This is a genomic window from Rhizobium sp. RAF36 (assembly GCF_052114105.1).
Classification (GTDB): Bacteria; Pseudomonadota; Alphaproteobacteria; order Rhizobiales; family Rhizobiaceae; genus Rhizobium.
The window spans coordinates 222,870-247,526 of record NZ_JBFREC010000006.1; the positions used below are offsets into that span (position 1 = coordinate 222,870).

Sequence of the window (24,657 nt, forward strand, 5' to 3'; positions counted from 1 at the left end):
AACGGTTTCACATTAGGAATGGCTGAGAAGCCAATGGAAAGAGACGGATGTCGAACGGGATCATAGCGAATTCGGTGATGAACGCGGCTGCGGGTATGCTGCTGCTGGCTACCGGTTTTGCATCGTCGATCATCACCGCCCGCCTGCTTGGCCCGGAGGCAAACGGCATCGTTGCCTTTTCGCTCTGGCTTGTGGTCACCGGCGCGTCGATTGCCGAACTGGGTTCCAGCATCACGCTTCTGAAGACGCTGCCGCAATTGAATGTGCAAGGCTACGACAGCAAGCGCCGCATGGGCTTTGCCTCGATCCTCGTCACCTTCATGCTGTTTTCGACGGTGGTGCTGCTCGGGCTCTACGGCATCTTCTTCCTGTCGTCGGAAGAGATGCATTGGGCCGAAACGGCGCCGTCGGTGGCGATGGTGACGGGCGCGCTGTTCTTCATTCAGGCTATCGGCTCCTTCGTCAAATTCTACCTGATCGGCGAAAAGCGTCTCGGCGATTTCTTCAAGCTCACCGTCGGGGTCTCGATCCTGCAGCTCGGTGGCGTCGCGATCGGCGCGGTGCTGTATGGCGTAGAGGGCGTGCTGATCGGCTATGCGCTCGGCCAATTGGTGTTCTTCATCGCGACCATGCCGATCCTGCTCACCAAGCGGGACAGATGCGATATTTCGCTCAGCGTCCTCGCCTCGTCGTCGGTGATCATATCGACGCAGTTCCTGATTGATTCTGTTTTCATAAATCGCCTCGAACTGCTGTTCCTGCAGCAATTCTGGTCGGTCGAGATGGTCGGTTACTACGCGATCGGTCTGTCGGTCGCCAATATCGCCCTGCAGCTGCCGATCCAGATGACCGGCAGCCTGCTGCCCTATTATTCGGAGCAGCGGCACAACAGTAAGGATTCGACGCTGCCCGTCGAGGTCTTCGCCGCGGTCACCCGCAGCATGGCCTATATCATCATGCCGATGAGCTTTGGACTGGCGGCGATCTCGGGTGTTCTCGTTGTCAGCGTGTTCGGCGAAGCCTTCCGCCCGAGCGGTCCCGTCGTCATGCTTCTGGCGCTGGCCGCACCTGCCTACACCTTCATGCAGATCCTCAGCCTCTACCTGCTGTCCATGGACCGGGTGCGCGATCGCCTGAAGACCAGTGTGATTGGTGGCCTTGTCATGGTAGGCGGTTGTTTACTCCTGGTGCCTACTTTTGCGGCGGAAGGCGCTGCGGTCGTTCGCATCGCTGTTTTTGTCGTGATGTGCGTGATCATGATCAAACAGACCGGCTTTGGAAGTCAGCTTTCGACCCTCTATGTCAGCCTCGCGAAGGTGACGGTGGCGGCCGTGCTTTGCGCATTGGCCGCTCTCGCGGTCCTTGAGCTCGTCCACAATCCTGTTTGCCTGGTGCTGGCGATCATCGCAGGCGGTGTCGCCTATCTGCTCGCACTCAAACTTCTCAAGGTCATTCCGAGACAAGACGCAATTGTCATTCGCTCGATCCTCAGCAAGGTGCCGTCTGCGTTGCGCGGCCCGGCGTTGAAGGCCGCGCAATTCATCGCGCCGCTGCAGCCGGAGAATGATCATAAAAAACCAGCCGAGGCCGTTCACGAGCCGGCTGAAGGTGCTGGCCGCAGCGCCGCCTTCCCGGTTGCCTTCGACGGCACGATCGGGCTGTTCATGCCCGAAAATCCTGCCGTCACCAAGCGGTCCTCCGCCGTCCTCTTCGTCAGCCCCTGGGGCTTCGAGGAAATGTGCAGCCGCAAGTTCTATCGCGTCGCTGCCGAGCATTTTTCGGATATCGGCGTTCCCAGCCTTCGCTTCGATTATCTGGGCACCGGCGACGCACTTGATTTCGGCAATCAGCCGGCAACGCTGTCCAGCTGGGAAGCATCGGTTCGTGCTGCGGCCGAAGAGCTGAAATCGCTGAGCGGTTGCGACCAGATCATCCTGATCGCACAGGGGATCGGTGCAGCGCTGGTGCAGCGTATCGGCGCGACGATCCCAGGCGTCAGTGGCGTCGCGATGCTGGCGCCGGTTCTCAGCGGGCGTGGCTATCTGCGCGAATTGAACATGTGGGCGAAGATCATTCACGCCGATCTCGGCCTTAGCAAGGAGCACGCTCCGGCGGATCAGGTAACGATCGCGGGCCTGTTCATGCCCGAGGCGATTGCCGCGGAAATCCGCAAGCTCAATCTGACGGCGCCGGAGAGCCTGGCTGCATCGCATTATGTGATCTTCGAGCACCCATCGCGCGTCGGCGATTCCAGCTTTGCCACTGCCCTCAGATCACTCGGCGCGACCGTCGACGAGACTGTGTTCGAGGGGTATGACGAGCTGGCGACCAATCCGCTGTTTGCGAAGACGCCGATGCGTGTCGTTGCCGAACTGACGCGCTGGATCGAGACGAACACGGTGCCGGATGCCACGGCGGCAAATTCGGTGGTTCCCGCCGAGAACCAGATCCTGCACGGCGATGGCTTTGAAGAAGTGCCGGTGCGTTTCGGTGCGCATCACCATCTCGTCGGCGTCATCAGCCGGCCGGTTGGGGCGTCCAAGGGCAATTCGGTGATGTTCCTCACGACCGCTTACGACCGGCATGCCGGTTGGGGCCGGGCGATCGTCGACATGTCGCGCGAGCTTGCACGCCAAGGCGTGACGTCTCTGCGCTTCGATTCCGCCAATGTCGGCGACAGCGTTCCGCGCCCTGATGCACCGGACCAGATCCTTTATTCGCAGACGCAGATCGATGACGCTGTCTCCGCGCTCGATCTCCTGGAGACCCATGTTCCTGGCCCCGTGATGGTCGCCGGGCGCTGCAGCGGGGGCTATGTGGCCTTCCGTGCCGGCATTGCCGATGAGCGCCTGAAGGCGGTCGTCTCGATCAATCCTTTCGTCTATTACTGGGATCCTGCCGTTCAGGTCGCCAAGGAGCATGTGGTCTCGGTACCGCGCAGCGTCGACGATTACAGCCAGCGGCTGATGAACATCGAGACGCTGAAGCGGCTTTTCCGTGGTCAGGTCGATGTGAAGGCGGCCTTCCAGAACATCTTTATCGCCCTCGGCCGCCGGGTGTCGCATCGCTTCGCGCCGCTGATCGAGCTGCTGCCGCACAAGGGGCATGTGGCGCGCGAGGTGAAACAGGCCTTCGCATCGTTCGGCAAGCGCAACGTGCCGCTGACACTCATCTACAGCGAAGCGGATGTCGGCCTCGACCACATGTATTTCCACTTCGGTCCTGGTGGTCGCAAACTATCGCGCTATCCGAACGTGCGTCTCGTGATGCTTGAGGATGCCGACCACAATCTGACGCCGCTGGAATCGCGCCGGATCGTGCTGGATGAGATCGCCAAGCTGGCGAAAGCTTAAGCGGCAATCCGCTGGAAAGCCGGGATACCGAGCGATCTGTAGAGATCGATATAGAGTCCGGCGACGTGATCCCATGAATAGGGTCTGGCGGCAGCGATCAGCGCATCGCGCATTGCCGCCGGTTCCGCCGAAATCGCCGCGAAGGCCTGCTCGAGTGCTGCCGCTGCATTTTCCGGATCGCTGAAATCGGCAATCGATAGCGGCATCTTGCGTTCGGCTAGTGCCACATAGGCAGCATTGCCGTTGAGAACCGGATAAAGGCCGGCACTCATCGCTTCCAGCGCAACGAGGCCGAAGCCTTCGTATTCGGATGCTGAGGCGAAGAGCGATGCCGCCGAGACCAGAGATCGTATCTCCGGATTGGCGATGCCGACATGAAGGCCGACCGCACGATCGAGGCCGCGGGCCGCGATCTCGCGCGTGAGATCGGCGCCTTTCAGATCCGATTCCGAGCCGACGATATCCAGATGCCATTCCGGATCACGGGCGGCCAGAACCTGCATGGCATCGAGGAGATGGTCGAGCCGCTTGTTGACCGAGAAGCGGCCGATGGTGACGATCCGGCGGCGCGGCTGGCGTGATGCGCTGTCTGCGAACTTGCCGATATCGACGCCGTTCTCAATCAGCACGGTATTGCCGGCGATCTGTGAGAACTGGGCGATATCGGAGGCGCTGCAGCCGATGACACGCTTGTAGTTCATCGCCGAGAACCGTGTCAGCGTCTGGAACCATATCTTCTTGAGGGCCGCATGCTTCTGCGTGTGAAAGAAGCCGCCATGCGTCGTCGCGATCATCGGCCTCCGGTGAAGGACGCGGCTGAGTGCCAGCGCGTCGAAAAAGAAATCGATCGCGTGGACGTGGACAAGATCGGCGTCGGCGAGATGGCGAAGGACCTGCAGTGCGATCGGATAGCGGGTGCTGCCGGACCAGGGGATACGCACGACGTCGATACCGTCGATAATCTCATGCGGCGGAAGCTTGCGGTCGCGCGCCGTGAACAGCGTGTCGAGCGTGACGACCCGGACGCGGTAGCCGCGCTTGACGGTCTCGCGCGCCAGGTTGGCGACCACGTCTTCGAGTCCGCCGCGGTTCGGCAGGAACTGGCGCACGACATGCACGATCAGCGGTGCTGCATTTGCCTGCTCTGCCTTTGCTTCCAATGCCATGCTCCCTGATCCCGGAACGGGCCGCGCCATAGTGCCGGACGAGATACCGGATCGCCTTAAGGCCCGGTTTACGGAGCGCGCGGCAGCCGGAAATCTTCCGGAAGAGAGTTAATCCTGGAGATCAGAATGCCTTGAAGGTCAGCGTCGTCAGGGAGCGGACGATACCGGGGATACTGGCGATGTTATCGTTGATGAACTTGCCGATGTCCTGGCCTTCTTCGATATAGACCTTCATCAGCAGGTCGTAGTCGCCGCTGGTTGAGTAGAGCTCAGAAACACGTTCCGTCTGGTAGATGGCGTCGGCAACCTCGTAGGTCTTGCCGGGTGCGCACTGGAGTTGGACGAAAATGGGCTTCATGGGGATTTCCTGCGGAGTGAATGTTTGCGCGCATAATGCGCGAAACCGCTCCCATGATGCAAGCTCAAGACTTCGCCTCAGTCTCGATCCAAGCACGAAAGGCCGCCAGCGGCGGATAATCGGCGCGTTCGGAAGGGTGGGCGAGATAGTAGCGCTCGCGGCTTTCGATTTCTCCATCGATGGCAGCGACGAGATCGCCGCGCTTCAGCTCGTCCTGGATGAGGAAAGTCGGCAGCAGCGCAACGCCAAGCCCGGCGACGGCCGCCTGGGCGGCGGTGGCGAACTGGTCGAAGAGCATGCCGTGAAGGCTCTGGAAGGCAACGCCGTTTTCGGCAAACCATGCCTCCCAGGCATCCGGCCGGGTCGTCAGATGCAGCAGCGGCACGTCCAGCAAATCATGGGCCTTGCCGATGCCGTGACCCTTCAGAAATTGCGGACTGCAGGCTGGAACTGTCTTCTCCGACATCAGCAGCGTCAGTTCGGCTCCGGGCCAATAGGGATGGCCGAAATGGATGGCTGCGTCGATCGAATCGAGGCGGAAATCGAAGGGCGAGAGCCGGGTAACGAGATTGATGGTGACGCCGGGATTCTGGCTGAGAAAGCGGCCGAGTCTTGGCGCCAGCCAGCGGGTCCCGAAAGTTGGCAGAATGGCGAGGTTCAGCGTTCCGCCATAGGGGTTGGCGCGCAGGTTCAGCGAGGCACTCGAGATGCGGCGCAGCGCCTCGCGGATCTCCCTCGCATAGCCGTCGCCTGCCAGCGTCAGCCGGACGGTCTGGCGTTCGCGCAGGAAGAGTTCGACGCTCAGCTGCTCTTCCAGAGCCTTGATCTGCCGGCTGACGGCACTCTGTGTCAAATCGAGTTCGCGGGCGGCGGCGGTAACGCTGCCGGTCCGCGCGGCGGCTTCGAAGGCCGCGAGCAGCGATATCGAGGGCAGGAAGCGGCGGGATGCGAGCATAGTTCAGTCCATTTCAGAATGACCTGTTTCCGAAACGTCGATATTCACGGTGAAAACCGGTTTGTAAAGAAATCTGTCGCGCATATTCGGAATGAACTCGTGGCCTGATGGAAATCATCCATTCGCGGTGAGATGCCTGCTATGAAGGCATCGGAGAGTGCTTTCGCGGTTGCCGTCGCGGCGCTAGATTAACGGCGGTTTCGCCTTTGGATGGATTGACCGATGCTGAATGATCCGCGCTCGCATGGACTTTGGGAAAAGACTGCGCCCCAGCCGCCTGTAACCGCGCCGCTGACCGGATCCGTGCGGGCCGATGTGGTGATTGTCGGCGGCGGCTATACCGGGATTTCTTCCGGCCTCCATCTGGCGGAAGCCGGCAGCAAGGTCGTTCTTCTCGAAGCCAAGGAAATCGGCTTTGGCGGCGCCGGGCGCAATGTCGGTCTGATCAATGCCGGCATGTGGGTGATGCCTGATGATCTTCCCGGTGTGCTCGGACCGGTTCACGGCGAGAGGCTGCTCGACATGCTGGGCAATGCGCCGCGCCTGGTGATGGAGCTGATTGCCAAGCACGACATTTCCTGCGAGCTCGAAACGAATGGAACTCTGCACTGCGCCGTCGGCTCCGAGGGGCTGAAGGAGATCGAGAACCGGGCGGCGCAGTGGGGCAAGCGGGGTGCGCCTGTGACCGTGCTGGATGCAGCGGAGACGGCGCGCCGGATCGGTAGCGATGCCTATGCCGGAGCGCTTCTGGACATGCGAGCCGGAACGCTGCAGCCGCTCGCCTATGCCCGTGGGCTGGCGCGAGCTACCGTGCAAGCCGGTGTTTCCCTGCACACGGCAAGCCCAGTGATTGCGACGGAGCGTCAGGGTGGGAAATGGGTCGTCTGCACCGAACAGGGGACCGTTACCGCTGACTGGATCATCGTTGCGACGGATGCCTATAGCACCGGCCCCTGGGAACAGGTGCGCACCGAACAGGTGCATCTCCCCTATTTCAATCTCGCGACCACGCCGCTTGGCGATAATCTGCGCAAGTCGATCCTGCCCGGCCGCGAAGGCGTTTGGGATACCAAGGAAATCCTGTCGTCCTTCCGGATGGATCAGGCAGGCCGTCTCGTCTTCGGCAGCGTCGGGGCGCTTCGCAATACCGGTACCGCGGTTCACAAGGGCTGGGCGCAGCGTTCGCTGCGCAAGCTCTTCCCGCAGATCGGCGAGGTCGAGTTCGAATGCGAGTGGTATGGCAAGATCGGCATGACCGACAATGCCTTGCCGCGGTTCCACAAGTTTGCCGATAACGTCGTCGGGTTCTCGGGCTATAATGGCCGCGGTATTGCACCTGGCACGGTTTTCGGCCGGACGCTCGCCGAACATATTCTTGGCCGCCTCAGCGAGGCCGAGCTGCCCTTGCCGCTGACGGATCCGCGCGAGCCGGGGTTCCGGGCGCTGAAGGAAATGTGGTACGAAGCCGGCGCCCAGGTTGCCCACTTCGCCGATGCGCGTTTTTAAGAACAAGAAGGTTGGAAACACATGACCATCGCTAGCCTCGATCTTACAGCCGAAACCAAAAAGCTGCTGTCCGAACTCGGCGTCGATGCCGCCCGCTATACCGGCGGAACGCTGCGCGTTACCTCGCCTGTCACAGGCAAGGAAATCGGTGTCCTGAAGGAAGATAGTGTTGCCGACGCCAAGCAGGCGATCGATGCCGCCCACCAGGCTTTCGCCGAATGGCGTGCCGTTCCGGCGCCGAAGCGCGGCGAGCTTGTCCGTCTGCTCGGCGAGGAGCTGCGCGCGGCCAAGGGCGCGCTCGGCCGCCTCGTTTCGATCGAAGTCGGCAAGATCACCTCCGAAGGTCTCGGCGAAGTTCAGGAAATGATCGACATCTGCGATTTCGCGGTCGGCCTCTCGCGCCAGCTTTACGGCCTTACGATCGCCACCGAGCGCTCCGAGCACCGGATGATGGAAAGCTGGCACCCGCTCGGCGTTGTCGGCATCATCTCGGCCTTCAACTTCCCGGTCGCCGTCTGGTCGTGGAATGCGGCTCTTGCGCTCGTCTGCGGCAATTCGGTCGTCTGGAAACCGTCGGAAAAGACGCCGCTGACGGCGCTGGCGACACATGCGCTGTTCGAGAAGGCGTTGAAGCGCTTCATCGCCGAAGGCGGCAAGGCTCCGGCTAATCTTTCGACCCTGCTCATTGGCGGCCGCGATGTCGGCGAAGCCCTTGTCGATCACCCCAAGGTTCCGCTGGTTTCGGCGACCGGCTCGACGGCCATGGGCCGCGCTGTCGGTCCTCGCCTGTCGCAGCGCTTTGCCCGCGCCATCCTGGAGCTCGGCGGCAACAACGCGGCCATCATCTGCCCGAGTGCCGATCTCGACCTGACGCTGCGCGGCGTCGCTTTCTCGGCAATGGGCACGGCCGGTCAGCGTTGCACGACGCTTCGCCGTCTGTTCGTCCACGACAGCGTCTATGACACGCTCGTTCCGCGCCTGCAGAAGGCCTACGGTTCGGTCACCATCGGCAATCCGCTGGAGAACGGTACGCTGGTTGGGCCGCTGATCGACAAGGCTGCCTACGAAAAAATGCAGTCAGCTCTCTCTGCTGCCAATGCGGCGGGTGGCAAGATCACTGGTGGCGAACGGGTCGAAAACGGCGCTGGCGAAGCCTTCTACGTTCGCCCGGCTCTGGTCGAGATGCCGTCGCAGACGGGTCCCGTTGTCGATGAAACATTTGCGCCGATCCTCTACGTCATGAAATACAGCGACTTTGATGAGGTTCTCGAACTGCATAATGCCGTGCCGCAGGGCCTTTCCTCGTCGATCTTCACCAATGATATGCGCGAGGCGGAAACCTTCGTTTCGGCGCGCGGTTCGGATTGCGGCATTGCCAATGTCAATCTCGGCCCGTCGGGTGCTGAAATCGGCGGTGCGTTCGGCGGCGAGAAGGAAACGGGCGGTGGCCGCGAATCCGGTTCGGATGCATGGCGGGCCTATATGCGCCGCGCCACCAACACCATCAACTACGGCAAGACACTGCCGCTGGCGCAGGGCGTGAAGTTCGACGTCGAATAAGGCAGCCGCATTGCAGCACCGGGGGCGATGACGTAACACCGTCGTCGCCCTTTTTGTTTTCGCCAAGGTTTTTCCCATGCATCTGACGCTTGCTGCCGCTGAAACGCTTGTCATAGAGGCGTTGAAACGCAGCGGGGTTGAAGAGGGCAATGCGCGATCCGTGGCGCGTGCGCTCGTCGCCGCAGAAGCAGCCGGGCAGAGCGGGCACGGGCTCCGGCGCGTTGCCGCCTATGCTGCCCAGGCTAAGTCCGGAAAGGTCGACGGTACCGTCAGGCCGATCCTCTATCAGCCCTATCCTTCGGTCATCCAGGTCGATGCCTGCCATGGATATGCCTATCCGGCATTCGATCTTGCGGTGCCCATCCTGACGGAGATGGCTCGGACGCAGGGTATCGCCATGGGTGCCATCCGCCGCTCGCACCATGCAGGTGTTCTGGCGCTGACGGTCGAGCGTTTCGCCGAAGCGGGTCTTGTCGCCATCATGGTTGCCAACGCGACCGCAGCGATGGCCGCATGGGGTGGGCGTAAGCCGCTGTTCGGCACCAATCCGATCGCCTTTGCGGCGCCGGTGACCGGGCAGGACCCTGTTGTCATCGATCTGGCGCTTTCGCGCGTTGCCCGCGGCAAGATCATGGCCGCCCGTCAGAAGGGTGTGCCGATCCCTGCCGACTGGGCTTTCGACCGCGATGGCCAGCCGACCACGGATGCCGTGGCAGCCCTGGATGGCACGATGGTGCCGTCAGGCGAAGCCAAGGGGGCCGCGCTGGCGATGATGGTCGAGATCCTGGCTGCGCCGCTGACCGGCTCCAACTTTTCCTATGAATCGACATCGCTTTTCGACGACAAGGGTGCGGCTCCGGGTCTCGGCCAGATGATCATCGTCATCAATCCGGAAGCCGGCGGCGGCGCATTTGCGGCAGCGCGGCTGACGGAGCTTGCCAACGAAATCTCGTCCGATCCAGGCGTCCGTCTGCCGGGACGGCGTGGGCAAAATGCACGCCGGGCGGCGATCGAAAACGGTATCGATGTCGATGATGACGTGATCGCGGACATCGCTGCGGTATAGAATCGTTCTAAACTTGATGAATAATTTCAAGTATTTGTGATCGCGGTTTCGTGAAGCAAACTTGAAAATTGAAGTCAGGAAAAATATAGGGTGCCGCGCAGCACCCCACACCCCCAGCAGGGTGCCAATGCCATGGAGGGCATCATGACCAATTCCATCACGCGCCGTTCTGCGCTGGCGCTTGCCGCGTCGCTTCTGGCTGCAACCTCGCTCGCTTCCGGCGCTTACGCTCAGGACGAGGGTATTGTCGTCTATAACGCGCAGCACGAAAGCCTCGGCCGCGAGTGGATCGATGCCTTCACCAAGGAGACCGGCATCAAGGTCACCATGCGCCAGGGCAGCGACATGCAGTTTGCCAACCAGATCATCCAGGAAGGCGACGCCTCGCCGGCTGACGTGTTCCTGACCGAAAACTCGCCTGCGATGACGCTGGTCGATGGCGCCGGTCTCTTCGCGCCCGTCGACAAGGAGACGCTGGACCAGGTTCCGGCCGAATACCGCCCTGCTGACGGCATGTGGACGGGTATTGCTGCCCGCTCGACGGTATTTGCCTATGACAAGCGCAAGCTGACCGAAGACAAGCTGCCGAAGTCGATGCTCGACCTCGCCGACCCGGCCTGGAAGGGCCGCTGGGGTGCGGCTCCTGCTGGCGCCGATTTCCAGGCAATCGTCAGCGCGCTGCTGCAGCTGAAGGGGGAGGAAGCGACCGCTGCCTGGCTGAAGGGCCTCAAGGACAACGCGACGCCTTACAAGGGCAACAGCGTTGCGCTGAAGGCAGTCAATGCCGGTGAAGTCGAAGGCGCGATCATCTATCACTATTACTGGTTCGGCGATCAGGCGAAGACCGCTGAAAACAGCGCCAATGTCGGCCTGCATTACTTCAAGAACCAGGATCCGGGCGCATTCGTCTCGATCTCCGGCGGCGGTATTCTCAAGTCGACGCAGCACATGAAGGAAGCCCAGGCGTTCCTGAAGTTCATCGCCGGCAAGGCAGGCCAGGCCATCCTCAAGGACGGCACCTCCTATGAATATGCCGTCAGCGGTGAATCCAACGCCAAGCTCGTTCCGCTCAAGGAGCTGAACGCGCCGAAGGTCGAAGCCTCCGAGCTGAACAGCAAGAAGGTCGTCGAGATGATGACGGCTGCCGGCCTCATCTAAGCCCATCTGCCGCAGGGCTCGGGAGTCAAAACTATTGCTTTTGGCTCAAGAAAACCCTAGGGCATGATCAATCATGGCAACCGCTTCCTGACGAGGCGGTTGCCTTCCTTTTTCAGCGTCACAAAGGCGTCGGCCTTGCTGCAAGACAACAGATCGCTCGTGACCGGCCTTGCCGGCAATGAAGCGCCGGTCAGCACAATCGCTTCCCTTCGCGGGCGCATGCCGCACGCTTCCGTCGTTGTCTTCGCAACGGTCGTCGCTGCCTTCAGCCTCGTGCCGCTCGGCTTCATCGCCTGGATCACCTATGACGTCGGCTGGGACACGGTGAAGGCGCTGGTCTTCCGCCCGCGTGTCGGCGAGCTGATGGTCAATACGGTGCTTCTCGAAGCGCTGACGATCCCGCTATCGATTGCGCTTGCGGTGACGCTCGCCTGGTTGACCGAACGGACGGATATTCCGTTTTCGCGCCTGTGGTCGTGGCTTGCGGTCGCGCCGCTTGCGGTGCCTGCCTTCGTGCACAGCTATGCCTGGATCAGCCTCGTGCCCGGCATGCGCGGGCTGGAAAGCGGCGTCTTCGTTTCGGTTCTCGCTTACTATCCGTTTCTCTATCTGCCCGTGGCAGCCGCTCTCAGGCGGCTCGATCCGGCGATCGAGGATGCGGCGGCTTCTCTCGGGCTCAACCCATGGCAGATGTTTTTCCGGACCGTGCTGCCGCAGCTGCGGCTGGCAATCTGCGGCGGCTCGCTGCTGATCGCCCTGCATCTGCTGTCGGAATACGGGCTCTATGTGATGATCCGTTTCGACACCTTCGCGACGGCGATCGTCGATCAGTTCCAGTCGGCTTATAACAGCCCGGCGGCCAACATGCTGGGCGGCGTGCTGGTTGGCTGCTGCCTGTTCCTGCTCGGTCTCGAAATTCTGGTTCGCGGCAACGAGCGTTATGCCCGGGTCGGGTCCGGTTCGGCGCGCCCGGCCGACCGTCGCCGGCTCGGATGGTTCGTCGTTCCGGCCATTCTGCTGCCTGTCGTCGTTGCCGTTCTGACGCTCGGTGTTCCCCTGGTGACGCTCGGGCGCTGGCTCTATCTCGGCGGTGCGGAAATCTGGCGCATCGATACTGTCGGCAATGCTTTTCTGCAGACGATCGTGCTTGCGGTCGCCGGCGGCATTCTGACGACGATCGCTGCCGTGCCGATGGCATGGCTTTCGGTCCGAGCACCTGGGCGCTTCCAGCGCTTCCTCGAAGCCTGCCACTATTATGTCGGCTCGCTGCCCGGCGTCGTCGTGGCGCTGGCGCTGGTGACGATTACCGTCCGCCTCGTGCTGCCGCTCTACCAGACGTTCGCAACGCTGACCGTCGCTTATGTTCTGCTCTTCCTGCCGCGCGCCATGGTCGGCTTGCGCGCCAGCATCGCGCAGGCGCCGGTGGAGCTGGAACGGGCGGCGATGGGCCTTGGCCGCACGCCGGCCCAGGCCGTTCGCCAGATCACCATGCGGCTCGCAGCACCCGGCTTTGCCGCCAGTATCGCGCTTGTTGCCCTCGGCATCACCAACGAGCTGACGGCAACGCTGATGCTGTCGCCCAACGGCGTTGAAACGCTGTCGACGAAATTCTGGTCGCTGACCAGCGAGATCGATTATGTCTCCGCAGCACCCTATGCTGTGATGATGATCATCCTGTCGCTGCCGCTGACGCTGCTTCTCTACGTTCAATCGAAACGGACTGCCGGACAATGACGCTGCTCTCGATCCAATCCGCCAGCAAGCGCTATGGCCCGGTCACGGCGCTCGACAATGTGTCGCTGGATGTACCGGCCGGCAGCCGTACCGCGGTCGTCGGACCGTCGGGGTCCGGCAAGACCACGCTTCTGCGGCTGATTGCCGGTTTCGAACGTCCGGATCAGGGCAAGGTTTGCCTCGATGGCGAAGTGCTTGCCAATGGCCCGTCGGCCGTGCCCGCCCACAAGCGCGGCATCGGCATCGTCTCGCAGGACGGCGCGCTGTTTCCGCATCTGAGCGTCTCCGACAATATCGGCTTCGGCTTCGAACGGGGTGCGGCCGATCGCGACAAGCGGATCCTCGAGCTGCTCGATATGGTCGAGCTCGACCGCAACATGCTGACGCGCCGGCCGCATCAGCTGTCAGGCGGCCAGCAGCAGCGTGTCGCCCTTGCGCGTGCGCTTGGCCGCAAGCCGCGGCTGATGCTGCTCGACGAACCGTTCTCGGCGCTGGATACCGGTCTTCGCGAAAACATGCGCAAGGCCGTTGCCCGCGTGTTGCAGGCCGCCGGGATCACCACCATTCTCGTCACGCACGATCAGGGCGAGGCGCTGTCCTTTGCCGATCAGGTGGCGGTGCTGCGCGATGGCAAGCTGGTGCAGGCGGGTTCGCCGCAGAAGCTTTATCTGCAGCCGAAGGATCGCGAGACGGCGCTGTTTCTGGGTGATGCCGTCATGCTGCCCGCCATCGTTCGCAACGGATTTGCCGATTGCGCGCTTGGCAAGGTTGCCGTCGATGGCGATCATCAGGGCAAGGCCGAGATCATGCTGCGGCCCGAGCAGATCCGCGTCGTTCCCGATGACAGCCAGCCCGCCTATCACGGGCGGGTGGTCGAAGTGGAATTCGGCGGCGCGACCTGTACGGTCGCCGTCTCGCTGGAAGGGGTGGCGCTGCCGCCCATTCTTATCAAGACGTCGAGCGTCGCCTTGCCGGAGACCGGCGATCGCGTCCGTCTCGATATCGCTGGCAAGGCCCACGTTTTCAGCGTCCGCTAAGCCGTCTTCCGGCTCGCATCGATTTCGTCGCTCTGTTCCAGCCAGCCGCCGGTGAAGCCGGCACGCTCCAGCCCAAGGCGAATGACCGGCGATTGCCGCATCAGGCCCCAGATGAAATCCGAGCGGTCGTTTTCGATCGTCATCACCAGCAAACCCTGGTCGATGCCGACGCAGCGGTCGTCCACCCAGCCTTCGGGCCGCTTGGTCTTGACGGTCGGATTGAAGCCGCCAGGAAAGCGGCCTTCGTAAATGAGATCGGGATAGGTCTCGAGCAGGGCCTTGGTGCCGTCTATCGCCGCCTGACGGTCATACGGAAGCGATGCGAGCGCTGCCCAGGGCGCAATCGTGCCGTCATCGGGTCCGAGTGGCGCGCCGCGCGCCGCATAGCCCAGCACCTTCGGATGGCGTCCACCGCGCATATGGCGGCTCGGCGGCGGGCCATCGGACGCCGACAATCCCCAGACATCCTTGTTGTAGCCGACGAAATGCCCGGGATTGCGCACGGCGTAATCGCGCTGCACGGCGATCGAAACCTGCGTGTTGCGGAAATAGTCCCAATCGCGCGCGGCCATCGGGCGGTCCTGGATGCCGCGGAAATCGATCCAGGCGTGCGAGAAGAAATGGATGAACAGCGGACCGGCATAAAGATAGGCCTGATCCTTGTGGAGCATCCAGGAATAGCTTGAGGTAAAGGCGTCGTAGCTCGCCTGCGGGATCGGGTGCGTGGGTGAGGCGAGCGCCAGCGTATAGAGCAGCACCGCCTCGTCGTATCCCTGCCAGCGCCAGCGCAGGAAGCCGCTGGCGGGCTTCCAGCCCATCGAGATGGTGTGGCCCTTGTTCAGCGCCCAGGTCCAGTCGATGCGCTCGTAGATGGTTTTGACGAGATCGCGGATTTCCCGCTCACCATCATCGGCGCGGTCGAAATAGGCGGCTGCCGTCAGCATGCCGGCAACGAGCAATGTCGTGTCGATGGTCGACAGCTCGCTGTTCCAGGCGCGGTGGCCGGTATCCATGTGCAGGAAGTGGTAATAGAAGCCGCGATAACCGGTTGCGTGGCGTTCCCGGCCCTGATGGCTTCCGGCAAAGAACCGCACGGTCGCCAGTGTCCGCTCAACTGCTGCCGCCCGCGTGAGCCAGCCGCGTTCGACGCCGACCGTATAGGACGACAGCGCGAAGCCGACGGCAGCGATGCTGCACGGCACACCATCGACCGACGTGTCGGCGACAAGCCCGTTGTCAGGGTTCGTGTGTTTCAGGAAGTAGTTGAAGGCGGATTGTTGCAGCCTGTCGATCAGCGCAGCATCCGTATCGTCGAGTCGTTGCAGCATACTCAAACCGTTTGTTTTCGCCCCTGCTTCAACATGGCGATGCGTGGCCCGCAAATCAAACCTTTTTGAAAGTGCGGCTTGAACAGATCGTTGGTTGGGAACGGTGCAAAGACAGATCGCGCTGGAGCGCTTCAAGACGCGAAAGCGCAGCGACCGAGCCGCTGGAAGGAAGATAAGCGAAGGTATAGTCCCAACATGTGCATCCTCAAACTTGGATGCATTTCCGGGTGTGCGGACGGTTGTTAGGCCGATGTTGAGAGCAAGCTTAAGATAGACATAGATATTTTGCTAATCACTGTCTTTTTTGTCAGTGCGCTTGGCCGTAGTTGAGTCGTCATTCTTGCCCGAATTTTTGACCTTACTAACAGGTATCGGCACTTGCAGAGCCCTACGCTGCGCTTCGATTTGCCGAGCAACTAGCGATGCGGTTGATTGAGCTATTCTTGCCCGCTCAAGTATCTCAGCCGTATTGAATGATTTTGCTTGCGCGCTAACGTGCTCCGCAAACCGTTTGATTGCGTCATCGAGAGGCGCAGGATTGGGAGCGTCGGACGCAGGCTTTTCGGCCTCGCTTATGCTATCATCCTGCTCTTTTGTCCCCTTTGATGTCACGTCCCACGACTCCCGGAATTTTTCGTAGGAAGACGGAGGCATCTCCTCAGGAGAATCATTTTTTAGTTTAAGTTTCGGGAGCTCTAGTCCGTTAAGCTCCATATACGCCTGCAGAAATTCACGCAGATGGAGCGGGGCGGCTTCTTGGTCGTTGGTTAGAACCCTTTCCCGTGCGAGCAAGTCGCGTTTCAGTGGATCCCGCTCGGAATTGATCGAAATTACAGGGTAAGGAGCATTTCTGTGGACCCCTTTCAGCGGAGACCTGCCGTGATAGGAAAAAGGCCTCAGGAAGAGATTCTTGTTTGCGGCATCCGCAAGCAGATAAGCTAACTCTACGGAAGAAGAAAATCGGTCAGCCGAGGCGTTCTTTGAGGACCGAAACCCGGCATCTATAGCTGGACCGATAAAATCGAATTGCGCAGGCTTCGCATCAGCCTCCGCCTCAAAGCCCTTCGTTAGATAATCAACGCCATCCTTGGTAGACCGAATGTTGCTGCCCTCGATTTTCAAACTGACGTTTTCGGCAGGGAAAACCGCGACCCATCCTGCTCCCTTAACGTCCAGGGTCGATGTATCTGGGTCTTCATCAATGATAGAGCCGTACTGCTCTAATGCATCTAGAAACGCCATTGTTGCGCACGAGAGGTGCTGAAGGCTTTGGACCCTACAACAGAACAAAATTTCGTCTCCGACCAGCTTCCACAGCTTGGGGCCAGACGTCAATTCCATGTTGTCGTTGCGGCAACTCTTGGTTTCTCTATAAACCAAGTCAACAATGCGGGGAAACTCACGATAGAAATGTTTGAACCTATCGACCCAGCCAGCATTGGGATTTGACTTGAAAGCCGTTGATCCAACGAGATCGACGGATAGAAAAAGCCTAAGACGGTATTCGGGACACTTGTTCAATTATTGAGAGCCTCGACGTTCAGTGTGCTAGCCCGCACCCGAACGGCAGCTTCAGTCACTCCAAAGATCGATGCGACCGTCGATATGCTGCCATACTGACGGCATGCCTCTCGAAAGTTTCCCGATGGCATAACAAATGAAGCGGCAAACCAATTGGCTTCCCACTCGCAGCGCTGCAGGTCTTGATTGGTCTCATCGACCCAACGAGTAGCCTTCATACCACTCTCCGGGCGCGAATTTTGAACGAGCGGGAAATGCAGGAAAAGATGACCAAGTTCGTGCGCTATGGTGAAGCGATCTCTTCCTAAAGAAGTGACGCTAGGCAGAAAGATCTCAAATTCGCCAGTCGGTTCAATGCGGATGGACTCCGGCTTCTCCGCGCCAATGGGGTTGCGATAAGTAATCTTGCCACTGAGTTGAGACACCAGGGGGTCGAGCGGATCACCGGCTTTGAATTCAAGATTGATCGCGAGCTGCTCGGCGAAAGTAGACACAGCAACCTTTGACGCTCTTGTTGGGATGGGGTCTGAATATTCCACCATCGTGCTATTTCTCCAAAAGGCCCATGTTGATTCGACTCACGTGCCGAAGATAATATTTCACTTTTTGTTCTTGCACAACGGGGCTTGACTTTGATCCTTAACGGAGTCCGGTCATGATTCTTTCTTGGAAACGTAGGGCTGGCTTCCGCAGGGGTAGCACTCGATCTTGGCGGATCCTGGGGAGGATAGACGTAGCGCAAGGTCCCTATGTGGTACCTTAGATGGCGCCGTCAAAAGTTGACTAAACACCGAGCTCCGCAAGCCTATGACATTATTAAGGAAGTTTGGAGCGGGCGAAGGGGTTCGAACCCTCGACCCCAACCTTGGCAAGGTTGTGCTCTACCACTGAGCTACACCCGCTCATAATCCCATGGCCTGTGGTAGTTGTGAGGACCGTGGGCGCCACCTTGCGGCGACGGGCGCTATATCGCCCAAACGATTTTCAAATGCAACAGGGAAATGACGGAGAGGCGAAGAAAAATTGTAAGCCTTTGGAAAAACTTCCGAAAATGCCGCAAATCCGGGCGAAAGCGTCGATCGCGCGCATTGCAAAAGCTGAGGCCCGGACTTAATCAAAGCGCCTGCCCGCAATTTTTGTGAGATGGATGGCGTGATGACCGATACGAAGCCGAAGACCCGCGACGAGCTTTTTGCCTTTCTCGACGAGCTCGGCATCCAGCATGCCACGAAGGATCATGCTCCGGTGTTCACGGTTGCAGAATCGGTGTCGCTGCGCGACGAGATTCCAGGCGGCCATACGAAGAACCTGTTCGTGAAGGACAAGAAGGACCAGTTCTTTCTGCTGACCGTGGAGGAGCATGCGAGCGTCGATCTGAAGACGGTGCACACGCTGATCGGTGCTGCCAGCAAGGTTTCGTTCGGCAAGCCGGAAAAGCTGATGGAATATCTGGGCGTGATTCCGGGATCGGTCACTGCGTTCGGGGCGATCAACGATACCGGCAGCAACGTCACCTTCGTTCTCGATGCCGATCTGATGAAGGAAGAGATCGTCAACTGCCATCCGCTTTCCAACGATGCGACGACATCCATTGCCAGCGCCGATCTCATCCGCTTCATGGAAGCGACGGGTCACAAGCCGCTTGTCTTGAAAGTCACGGCCTGACATACGATTTTAGCGCTAGAAAAAGGCCGGGCGCGACCGGCATTGGCGGGAGATACCTATGAGCGGCAACGACAACCCCTACAGCACGTCCTACGGCACGATGTCGGCAACGGCGACCTATGGCGGCGGTGCGCCGCAGGTTGCTTCCGCGCCGGCGGCAGCGGGCGGCTATATCAAGGACACGACGACGGCGAACTTCGCGAAAGACGTCATCGAGGATTCGCGCAACCAGCCGGTTCTCGTCGATTTCTGGGCGCCGTGGTGCGGCCCGTGCAAGCAGCTGACGCCTGTTCTGGAAAAGGTCGTCAACGAGGCCCAGGGCCGAGTGAAGCTGGTGAAAATGAATATCGACGACCATCCGTCGATTGCAGGCCAGCTCGGCATCCAGTCGATTCCCGCCGTCATCGCCTTCGTCGGCGGCCGTCCGGCTGATGGCTTCATGGGCGCCGTGCCGGAGAGCCAGGTGCGCCAGTTCATCGATCGCCTTGCCGGTCCTGCCGGTGCCGATCAGGCGGCCGAGATCGAAGCCGTTCTCGAAGAAGCCGCCGGTCTTCTGGCGGCGGGCGATGTCAACGGCGCTGCACAGCTCTACGGAGCGGTGATGCAGGCCGATCCGGAGAATGCCAAGGCGCTTGCCGGCATGGCGGAATGCATGATTGCCGCCAACCAGCATGAGCGCGCCCGCGAGGCGCTGACCGATCTGCCTGAGGAACTTTCCAAGGATGCTGGCATCCAGGCCGTTCTCAAGAAGCTCGATCAGATCGAGGAAGCCCGCAAGCTCGGCGACCCCTTTGCGCTGGAGCAGATGCTTGCCGGTAATCCCGATGACCACGAAGCACGGGTGAAGCTCGCCAAGATACGCAACGTCGAGGGACGGCGCGATGAGGCGGCCGAGCATCTGCTGACGATCATGCGCAAGGACCGCACCTTCGATGACGACGGCGCGCGGCGCCAGCTGCTGCAGTTCTTCGAGGTCTGGGGTTTCAAGGATCCGGCCACGGTTGCCGCCCGCCGCAAGCTTTCGGCGATGCTGTTCTCCTAACTTGATGCGGGTGCCCTTGCGTTTTTGAGCAGGGGCACCACATTCAAAAGGGATGGCAAGGGCTACGATTTTTCCTGCCTGAAGAATGCGGGACGAAATTTCATGCAAGTCGGGAATGCGAGATATTTGAAACCCGGTGATCTGCCGGAAACCGTCGCTGTTTTCCCCCTGACCGGCGCTCTCCTCCTGCCGACCGGGCAACTTCCCTTAAACATTTTCGAGCCGCGTTATCTCGCCATGTTCGATGCGGCGATGGCCGGAAACCGGCTGATCGGCATGGTGCAGCCGGCGCTCGTGGAGACCGACGACAAGAGCGGCGAGTGCAATCTCGCACCCGTCGGCTGCGTCGGCCGTATCACCTCTTTCGCAGAGACCGGCGATGGCCGCTATATCGTCTCGCTGACCGGCATCTGCCGATTCCGGCTGATTGGCGAGAAGGTGACGCACGAGCCGTTCCGTACCTTCCGCATAGCACCGTTCATTTCCGATCTGTCGGCGCGCGACGAAGAGGATGCAGTCGATCGCTCAGCGCTTCTTTCTGCCTTCAGGGCCTATCTCGATGCCAACAAGCTGGAAGCGGATTGGGACAGCGTCGAGCGCGCGAGCAATCTGACGCTCGTCAATTCGCTGGCCATGATGTCGCCCTTCGGCCCGGCCGAAAAGCAGGCGCTGCTGGAGGCGCCCGACCTGAAAACGCGGGCGGAAACACTGATCGCCATTACCGAGATCGTGCTGGCGCGGGTCTTCGGTGACTCCGACACGGTTTTGCAGTAAGCAACCGGAATGGACGAAAAACTCAGCCGCGTCGATCCGAAGCTTCTGGAGCTCCTGGTGTGCCCGTTGACAAAGGGCAGGCTGAGCTATGATCGGGAGCTCAACGAGCTGGTCTCGGAAAAGGCAAGGCTCGCTTATCCGATCCGCGATGGAATCCCGATCATGCTGGTTTCCGAGGCTCGAAGGCTGGACGACTAGATCGCTTCACCGGCGAGGAGGCGCGGATTGGTTTTTGTGGTCGTTCCTGCCGCCTGGCCGATGAAGAACGACTTCAGGCCGGGGAGGCGATCGACGATGCCGAGGCCGACATCGCGGGCGATGCGGATCGGCGTCACGTCATTCGAAAACAGCCGGTTCAGAACATCCGTCGTGACCCCCATCCGGAACGTGTCGAAACGGCGCCAGGTCTGGTAGCGCTCCAGAATGTTGATCGAACCGATATCGAGACCGAGGCGGTCGGCTTCGACGATGGTTTCGGCAAGTGCGGCGACATCCTTGAAGCCGAGATTGAGGCCCTGGCCCGATATCGGGTGAATGCCGTGGGCGGCATCGCCGGCAAGCGCGAAGCGCGGTGCCACAAAAGACCGCGCAAGTGTCAGCCCGAGCGGGAAGGCGCGTTTGACGCCGATCACCTTCAGCGCGCCGAGCTTATGACCGAAGCGGCGCTCCAGCTCTTCCTCGAAAATCAGATCGTCGCCGGCAACGAGGCGGTTTGCATCGCTGGTGCGCTCGGTCCAGACCAGCGATGACCGGTTGTTGGTCAGCGGCAGGATAGCGAAGGGTCCGGAGGGCAGGAAATGCTCCTCGGCGCAGCCATTGTGCGGCCGCTCGTGCTCGACTGTGGCGACGATGCCGGATTGCCCGTAGTCCCAGCTGACGGTCTTGATGCCGGCGAGGTCACGGAGTTTGGAACGCACGCCGTCGCAGGCGACCACAAGGCGAGCCTCGATGCTGCTGCCATCCGACAGCTCCACCGTCGCGGTATTTTCGCCGGTCTTCAGCCCGGTAGCGCTCAGCCCGTGGCGGATCTCGATGCCGAGCCGCTCGCAGACGCCGCGCAGCTCGCGGACCATCACCGCATTGGGGATCATATGCGCGAAGGGGCGGCCATCTTCGATCTCGCCGTCGAAGGTCAGGAACACCGGACGAACGGGATCCGATGTCTTGGAATCGGTGACGATCATCTTGGTGATCGGCTGGGCCTCGCCGCGGATATTCTCCCAGATGCCGAAAACCTCCAGCATCTTTGCGGCGGCGGCGATGATGGCGGATGCCCGCATATCCTTCTGCCAGACATGCTCGGGTGCTGCCTCGACGACGGCGACATCAAGATGCGGCGCCGCCTGCTTGACAGCCACCGCCGCGGACAGGCCCACATAGCCACCGCCAACAACCAGCATATCAAGCATCGCCCACTCCTCAGCCTTGTGAATACAATCGCGATCTATATAGATCATCGCTCCCTTACTTCCTACTGCCGGGGGCAAGCAAATGACCGCAGCTGCGGCAAAACCGACCGCCATGGAAACCCTTCTCGCGACGCTCGATCTTGAGCCGATCGAAATCGACATCTTTCGCGGCCGCAGTCCGCAGGTCGGCTGGCAGCGCGTTTTCGGCGGGCAGGTGATCGGCCAGGCGCTGATGGCGGCGCAGCGGACAATTGAGCCCGGGCGGATCGTGCATTCGCTGCACGCCTATTTTATGCGTCCAGGCGATCCTTCGGTGCCGATCATCTATCAGGTCGAGCGCATTCGCGACGGATCGAGCTTCAATACCCGCCGCGTCGTCGCCATCCAGCACGGCAAGGCGATCTTCGCGCTTTCCTGCTCGTTTCAGATCGAGGAGCCAGGCTTCGACCACCAGGCCGGAATGCCGGATGTGCCGCCGCCGGAAAAGTTGCTTGGCGAACAGCAGATCAAGGACCAGTATCTCGCGCATGCGCCAGCCGCGATCCGCAAATACTGGGAGCGCGAGCGGCCGATCGAGATCCGGCCGGTCTCGCTGACGCATTATTTCTCGAGCGAGAAACTGGAGCCACGTCAGGACGTCTGGGTGCGGGCGACTGGCCCGGTCCCGGATGACCGGCTCTATCAGGCAGCGGTGCTTGCCTACCTCTCCGACATGACGCTGCTCGACACATCGCTTTATGCGCATGGGACGTCGATTTTCGATCAGACGCTGCAAGTCGCAAGCCTCGACCATTCCATGTGGTTTCACCGGCCGGACAAACTCGACGACTGGCTGCTCTACACCCAGGATAGCCCCTCTGCCTCGGGTGCCCGCGGGCTGACCCGCGGTAGCCTGTTTACGCGCTCAGGTGTTCTGATTGCGTCGGTCGCCCAGGAGGGGTTGATTCGGAAAAAGGCAGATGAATAAATAATGTGCATATTCGCAGTTTTGCGCATTATTTAAGCTTTTATTGCGCCGCCAAATGCCTCAAAATTGGCATCCTTCGATATAGTCTTTACTTTTCAATAATTTATAACGCGCCTCGAATCTGGCACGCCCCTTGAATGTATATCCCCGGTCGCTGCTCGCAAACGTCAGCGGCAAGGAGAGTCGGCTCCGTGCCGAGGATAACGAAGGATGGGAAACCAGATGAAAATTGTGATGGCCATTATCAAGCCGTTCAAGCTCGATGAGGTCCGCGAAGCCCTCACCGCGATCGGCATCCAAGGCCTGACCGTGACCGAAGTTAAGGGCTACGGGCGCCAAAAGGGACATACTGAAATTTATCGCGGCACCGAATATGCGGTCAGCTTCCTGCCGAAGCTCAAGATCGAAATCGCAGTCGCCACCGAGATCGTCGACAAGGCGGTCGAAGCCATCGCATCGTCGGCCAAGACCGGCCAGATCGGCGACGGCAAGATCTTCGTTTACTCCATCGACCACGCCGTCCGCATCCGCACGGGCGAAACCGATACCGAAGCGCTCTAAGAACCGCTGAGCAAGGAGCTTTTTACCAATGTCAATTTCGAAGTTTTCTTCCACATTTGCGCGGTTCGGCGCTGCATCGGCTGCGCTTCTGGCGCCGGTCGCTGCTTTTGCACAGGACGCCGCGACGACGGCCGCTCCGGCCGCTGCCGCTGCTGCTGCTCCAGTCGCCGACAAGGGCGACACCGCCTTCATGTTCATCTCCACGCTGCTGGTTCTCTTCATGATCCTGCCTGGCCTGGCGCTGTTCTACGGCGGTCTCGTTCGCGCCAAGAACATGCTTTCGGTTCTGATGCAGTGCACGATGGTCGCTGCGGTTCTGATGCTGATCTGGGTCATCTATGGCTACTCCTTCGCCTTCGGCGGCTCGGAAAGCCCGTATTGGGGCGGCACGGCCAAGATGTTCTTTGCCGGCGTCACCAAAGATACGACGGCTGCGACCTTCTCGCAGGGCGTTGTCATTCCTGAGTTCATCTTCGCGATGTTCCAGATGACCTTTGCTGCCATCACGCCTGCCCTGATCGTCGGCGCCTTTGCCGAACGCATCAAGTTCTCGGCAGTCGTTCTGTTCTGCGCGCTCTGGGCAACCTTCGTCTACTTCCCGATCGCTCACATGGTCTGGGACGCCAACGGCCTGCTCTTCAAGATGGGCGCGCTGGACTTCGCAGGCGGCACGGTCGTTCACATCAACGCCGGCGTTGCCGGTCTGATCGGCGCGATCATGGTCGGCAAGCGTACCGGCTACGGCAAGGACATGATGGCTCCGCATTCGATGACGCTGACCATGGTCGGTGCCTCGATGCTCTGGTTCGGCTGGTTCGGCTTCAACGCCGGCTCCAACCTCGAAGCTTCGGGCGGCGCCATGCTCGCAACGGTCAACACCTTCGTTGCCACCGCTGCTGCCGTCATCTCCTGGGCAATCGTCGAAACGCTTACGCGCGGCAAGGCATCGATGCTCGGTGGCGCTTCCGGCATGGTCGCTGGTCTCGTTGCCATCACGCCTGCTGCCGGCATCGTCGGCCCGATGGGCGCGATCGTCATGGGTCTGATCGTTTCGCCGCTTTGCTACTTCTTCGTCTCGGTCGTGAAGAACAAGTTCGGCTATGACGACACGGCTGACGTCTTCGGCGTTCACGGCGTCGGCGGCATGTTCGGTGCTATCGCCACCGGCATCTTCGCCAGCGCGTCACTCGGCGGCGTCGGCTATGCCGAAGGTGTAACGATGGGCGGCCAGGTCGTCACCCAGCTGACGGCTATCGCCACCACCATCGTATGGTGCGGCGTCGGTTCGGCGATCCTCTACAAGGTTGTCGATCTCATCGTCGGCCTGCGTGTTGCCGTCGAAGCCGAACGCGAAGGTCTCGATCTCGCGACCCACGGCGAAGCTGCCTACCATTCGTAATCAGGGGATTGCGGCGCCCGGCAAAAAGGGCGCCGCTGAACAGCCCGTCGCGGCCTATCGAAAACATAGACCGCATTTTGGCCCGGACCTTCCAAGGT

Annotated in this window: 21 protein-coding genes and 1 tRNA gene; 14 read left to right on the plus strand and 8 right to left on the minus strand. The window is 60.7% G+C overall.

What is annotated here, in order from left to right:
• Nucleotides 1-47: 47 nt before the first annotated feature.
• On the plus strand, nucleotides 48-3,353 hold the full coding sequence (locus tag AB4Z25_RS21265; protein WP_112540447.1) for an oligosaccharide flippase family protein: 3,306 nt from the start codon (nucleotides 48-50) through the stop codon (nucleotides 3,351-3,353).
• Here the strand turns inward: AB4Z25_RS21265 and AB4Z25_RS21270 are convergent.
• The 3 genes from AB4Z25_RS21270 to AB4Z25_RS21280 form a co-directional block, all read right to left on the minus strand.
• Nucleotides 3,350-4,519, minus strand: a complete 1,170-nt coding sequence (locus tag AB4Z25_RS21270) for a glycosyltransferase family 4 protein (RefSeq protein ID WP_112540448.1) — start codon at nucleotides 4,517-4,519, stop codon at nucleotides 3,350-3,352. The genes AB4Z25_RS21265 and AB4Z25_RS21270 overlap by 4 nt on opposite strands.
• 121 nt (nucleotides 4,520-4,640) lie before the next feature.
• Nucleotides 4,641-4,877 (minus strand): Lrp/AsnC ligand binding domain-containing protein, encoded by a 237-nt coding sequence (locus AB4Z25_RS21275; protein ID WP_112540449.1) that lies wholly within the window; start codon nucleotides 4,875-4,877, stop codon nucleotides 4,641-4,643.
• Between the two features lie 64 nt (nucleotides 4,878-4,941).
• Nucleotides 4,942-5,832, minus strand: coding sequence for a LysR family transcriptional regulator (locus AB4Z25_RS21280; RefSeq protein ID WP_112540450.1), 891 nt, complete (start codon nucleotides 5,830-5,832; stop codon nucleotides 4,942-4,944).
• Between the two features lie 222 nt (nucleotides 5,833-6,054).
• Between AB4Z25_RS21280 and AB4Z25_RS21285 the strand changes: the two genes are divergently transcribed.
• The 6 genes from AB4Z25_RS21285 to AB4Z25_RS21310 all read left to right on the plus strand — a co-directional run bounded on the left by AB4Z25_RS21285 (nucleotide 6,055) and on the right by AB4Z25_RS21310 (nucleotide 13,893).
• Nucleotides 6,055-7,338, plus strand: a complete 1,284-nt coding sequence (locus tag AB4Z25_RS21285) for an NAD(P)/FAD-dependent oxidoreductase (RefSeq protein WP_112540451.1) — start codon at nucleotides 6,055-6,057, stop codon at nucleotides 7,336-7,338.
• A gap of 21 nt (nucleotides 7,339-7,359) precedes the next feature.
• Nucleotides 7,360-8,898: an L-piperidine-6-carboxylate dehydrogenase gene (amaB, locus tag AB4Z25_RS21290; protein WP_112540452.1), complete on the plus strand. Its 1,539-nt coding sequence runs from the start codon at nucleotides 7,360-7,362 to the stop codon at nucleotides 8,896-8,898.
• Nucleotides 8,899-8,974: 76 nt separating this feature from the next.
• A complete protein-coding gene (locus AB4Z25_RS21295) occupies nucleotides 8,975-9,964 on the plus strand; it encodes an Ldh family oxidoreductase (protein ID WP_442208932.1) in 990 nt (329 codons plus the stop codon).
• 144 nt (nucleotides 9,965-10,108) lie between these two features.
• Complete coding sequence (locus tag AB4Z25_RS21300) at nucleotides 10,109-11,122, plus strand: iron ABC transporter substrate-binding protein (RefSeq protein ID WP_112540507.1); 1,014 nt, start codon at nucleotides 10,109-10,111, stop codon at nucleotides 11,120-11,122.
• A 63-nt stretch (nucleotides 11,123-11,185) separates the two neighbouring features.
• A complete protein-coding gene (locus AB4Z25_RS21305; RefSeq protein ID WP_112540453.1) occupies nucleotides 11,186-12,856 on the plus strand; it encodes an ABC transporter permease in 1,671 nt (556 codons plus the stop codon).
• Nucleotides 12,853-13,893, plus strand: a complete 1,041-nt coding sequence (locus tag AB4Z25_RS21310) for an ABC transporter ATP-binding protein (RefSeq protein ID WP_112540454.1) — start codon at nucleotides 12,853-12,855, stop codon at nucleotides 13,891-13,893. Before AB4Z25_RS21305 ends, AB4Z25_RS21310 begins: the two co-directional genes overlap by 4 nt.
• Here the strand turns inward: AB4Z25_RS21310 and AB4Z25_RS21315 are convergent.
• From AB4Z25_RS21315 to AB4Z25_RS21330, 4 genes are all read right to left on the minus strand, one after another.
• Nucleotides 13,890-15,221 carry a glucoamylase family protein gene (locus AB4Z25_RS21315; RefSeq protein ID WP_112540455.1) on the minus strand — a complete coding sequence of 444 codons (1,332 nt, stop codon included), beginning with the start codon at nucleotides 15,219-15,221 and terminating at the stop codon, nucleotides 13,890-13,892. The two genes, AB4Z25_RS21310 and AB4Z25_RS21315, sit on opposite strands and share 4 nt — an antisense overlap.
• Nucleotides 15,222-15,509: 288 nt before the next feature.
• Nucleotides 15,510-16,742, minus strand: a complete 1,233-nt coding sequence (locus tag AB4Z25_RS21320; protein ID WP_442208935.1) for a hypothetical protein — start codon at nucleotides 16,740-16,742, stop codon at nucleotides 15,510-15,512.
• On the minus strand, nucleotides 16,739-17,284 hold the full coding sequence (locus tag AB4Z25_RS21325) for an ImmA/IrrE family metallo-endopeptidase (protein ID WP_112540457.1): 546 nt from the start codon (nucleotides 17,282-17,284) through the stop codon (nucleotides 16,739-16,741). Before AB4Z25_RS21325 ends, AB4Z25_RS21320 begins: the two co-directional genes overlap by 4 nt.
• A 285-nt stretch (nucleotides 17,285-17,569) precedes the next feature.
• Nucleotides 17,570-17,644 (minus strand) — tRNA-Gly (locus tag AB4Z25_RS21330).
• A gap of 253 nt (nucleotides 17,645-17,897) precedes the next feature.
• On the opposite strand from AB4Z25_RS21330, the gene AB4Z25_RS21335 reads away from it, so the two are divergent.
• The 4 genes from AB4Z25_RS21335 to AB4Z25_RS21350 all read left to right on the plus strand — a co-directional run bounded on the left by AB4Z25_RS21335 (nucleotide 17,898) and on the right by AB4Z25_RS21350 (nucleotide 20,421).
• Complete coding sequence (locus AB4Z25_RS21335; protein ID WP_112540508.1) at nucleotides 17,898-18,407, plus strand: prolyl-tRNA synthetase associated domain-containing protein; 510 nt, start codon at nucleotides 17,898-17,900, stop codon at nucleotides 18,405-18,407.
• A 58-nt stretch (nucleotides 18,408-18,465) separates the two neighbouring features.
• Nucleotides 18,466-19,449 carry a thioredoxin gene (gene trxA / locus AB4Z25_RS21340; RefSeq protein ID WP_112540458.1) on the plus strand — a complete coding sequence of 328 codons (984 nt, stop codon included), beginning with the start codon at nucleotides 18,466-18,468 and terminating at the stop codon, nucleotides 19,447-19,449.
• Between the two features lie 102 nt (nucleotides 19,450-19,551).
• Nucleotides 19,552-20,223 (plus strand): LON peptidase substrate-binding domain-containing protein, encoded by a 672-nt coding sequence (locus AB4Z25_RS21345; protein WP_112385860.1) that lies wholly within the window; start codon nucleotides 19,552-19,554, stop codon nucleotides 20,221-20,223.
• Nucleotides 20,224-20,232: 9 nt separating this feature from the next.
• A complete protein-coding gene (locus AB4Z25_RS21350) occupies nucleotides 20,233-20,421 on the plus strand; it encodes a Trm112 family protein (protein ID WP_112385859.1) in 189 nt (62 codons plus the stop codon).
• Here AB4Z25_RS21350 and AB4Z25_RS21355 read toward each other — a convergent pair.
• A complete protein-coding gene (locus AB4Z25_RS21355; protein ID WP_112540459.1) occupies nucleotides 20,418-21,680 on the minus strand; it encodes a ubiquinone biosynthesis hydroxylase in 1,263 nt (420 codons plus the stop codon). The genes AB4Z25_RS21350 and AB4Z25_RS21355 overlap by 4 nt on opposite strands.
• Before the next feature lie 34 nt (nucleotides 21,681-21,714).
• Between AB4Z25_RS21355 and tesB the strand changes: the two genes are divergently transcribed.
• From tesB to AB4Z25_RS21370, 3 genes are all read left to right on the plus strand, one after another.
• Entirely contained in the window at nucleotides 21,715-22,599 is an 885-nt protein-coding gene (gene tesB / locus AB4Z25_RS21360) for an acyl-CoA thioesterase II (protein ID WP_112517798.1), read from the plus strand.
• Between the two features lie 210 nt (nucleotides 22,600-22,809).
• Complete coding sequence (locus tag AB4Z25_RS21365) at nucleotides 22,810-23,160, plus strand: P-II family nitrogen regulator (RefSeq protein ID WP_162698828.1); 351 nt, start codon at nucleotides 22,810-22,812, stop codon at nucleotides 23,158-23,160.
• Between the two features lie 28 nt (nucleotides 23,161-23,188).
• Nucleotides 23,189-24,559 (plus strand): ammonium transporter, encoded by a 1,371-nt coding sequence (locus AB4Z25_RS21370; RefSeq protein ID WP_112385856.1) that lies wholly within the window; start codon nucleotides 23,189-23,191, stop codon nucleotides 24,557-24,559.
• Nucleotides 24,560-24,657: the final 98 nt, after the last annotated feature.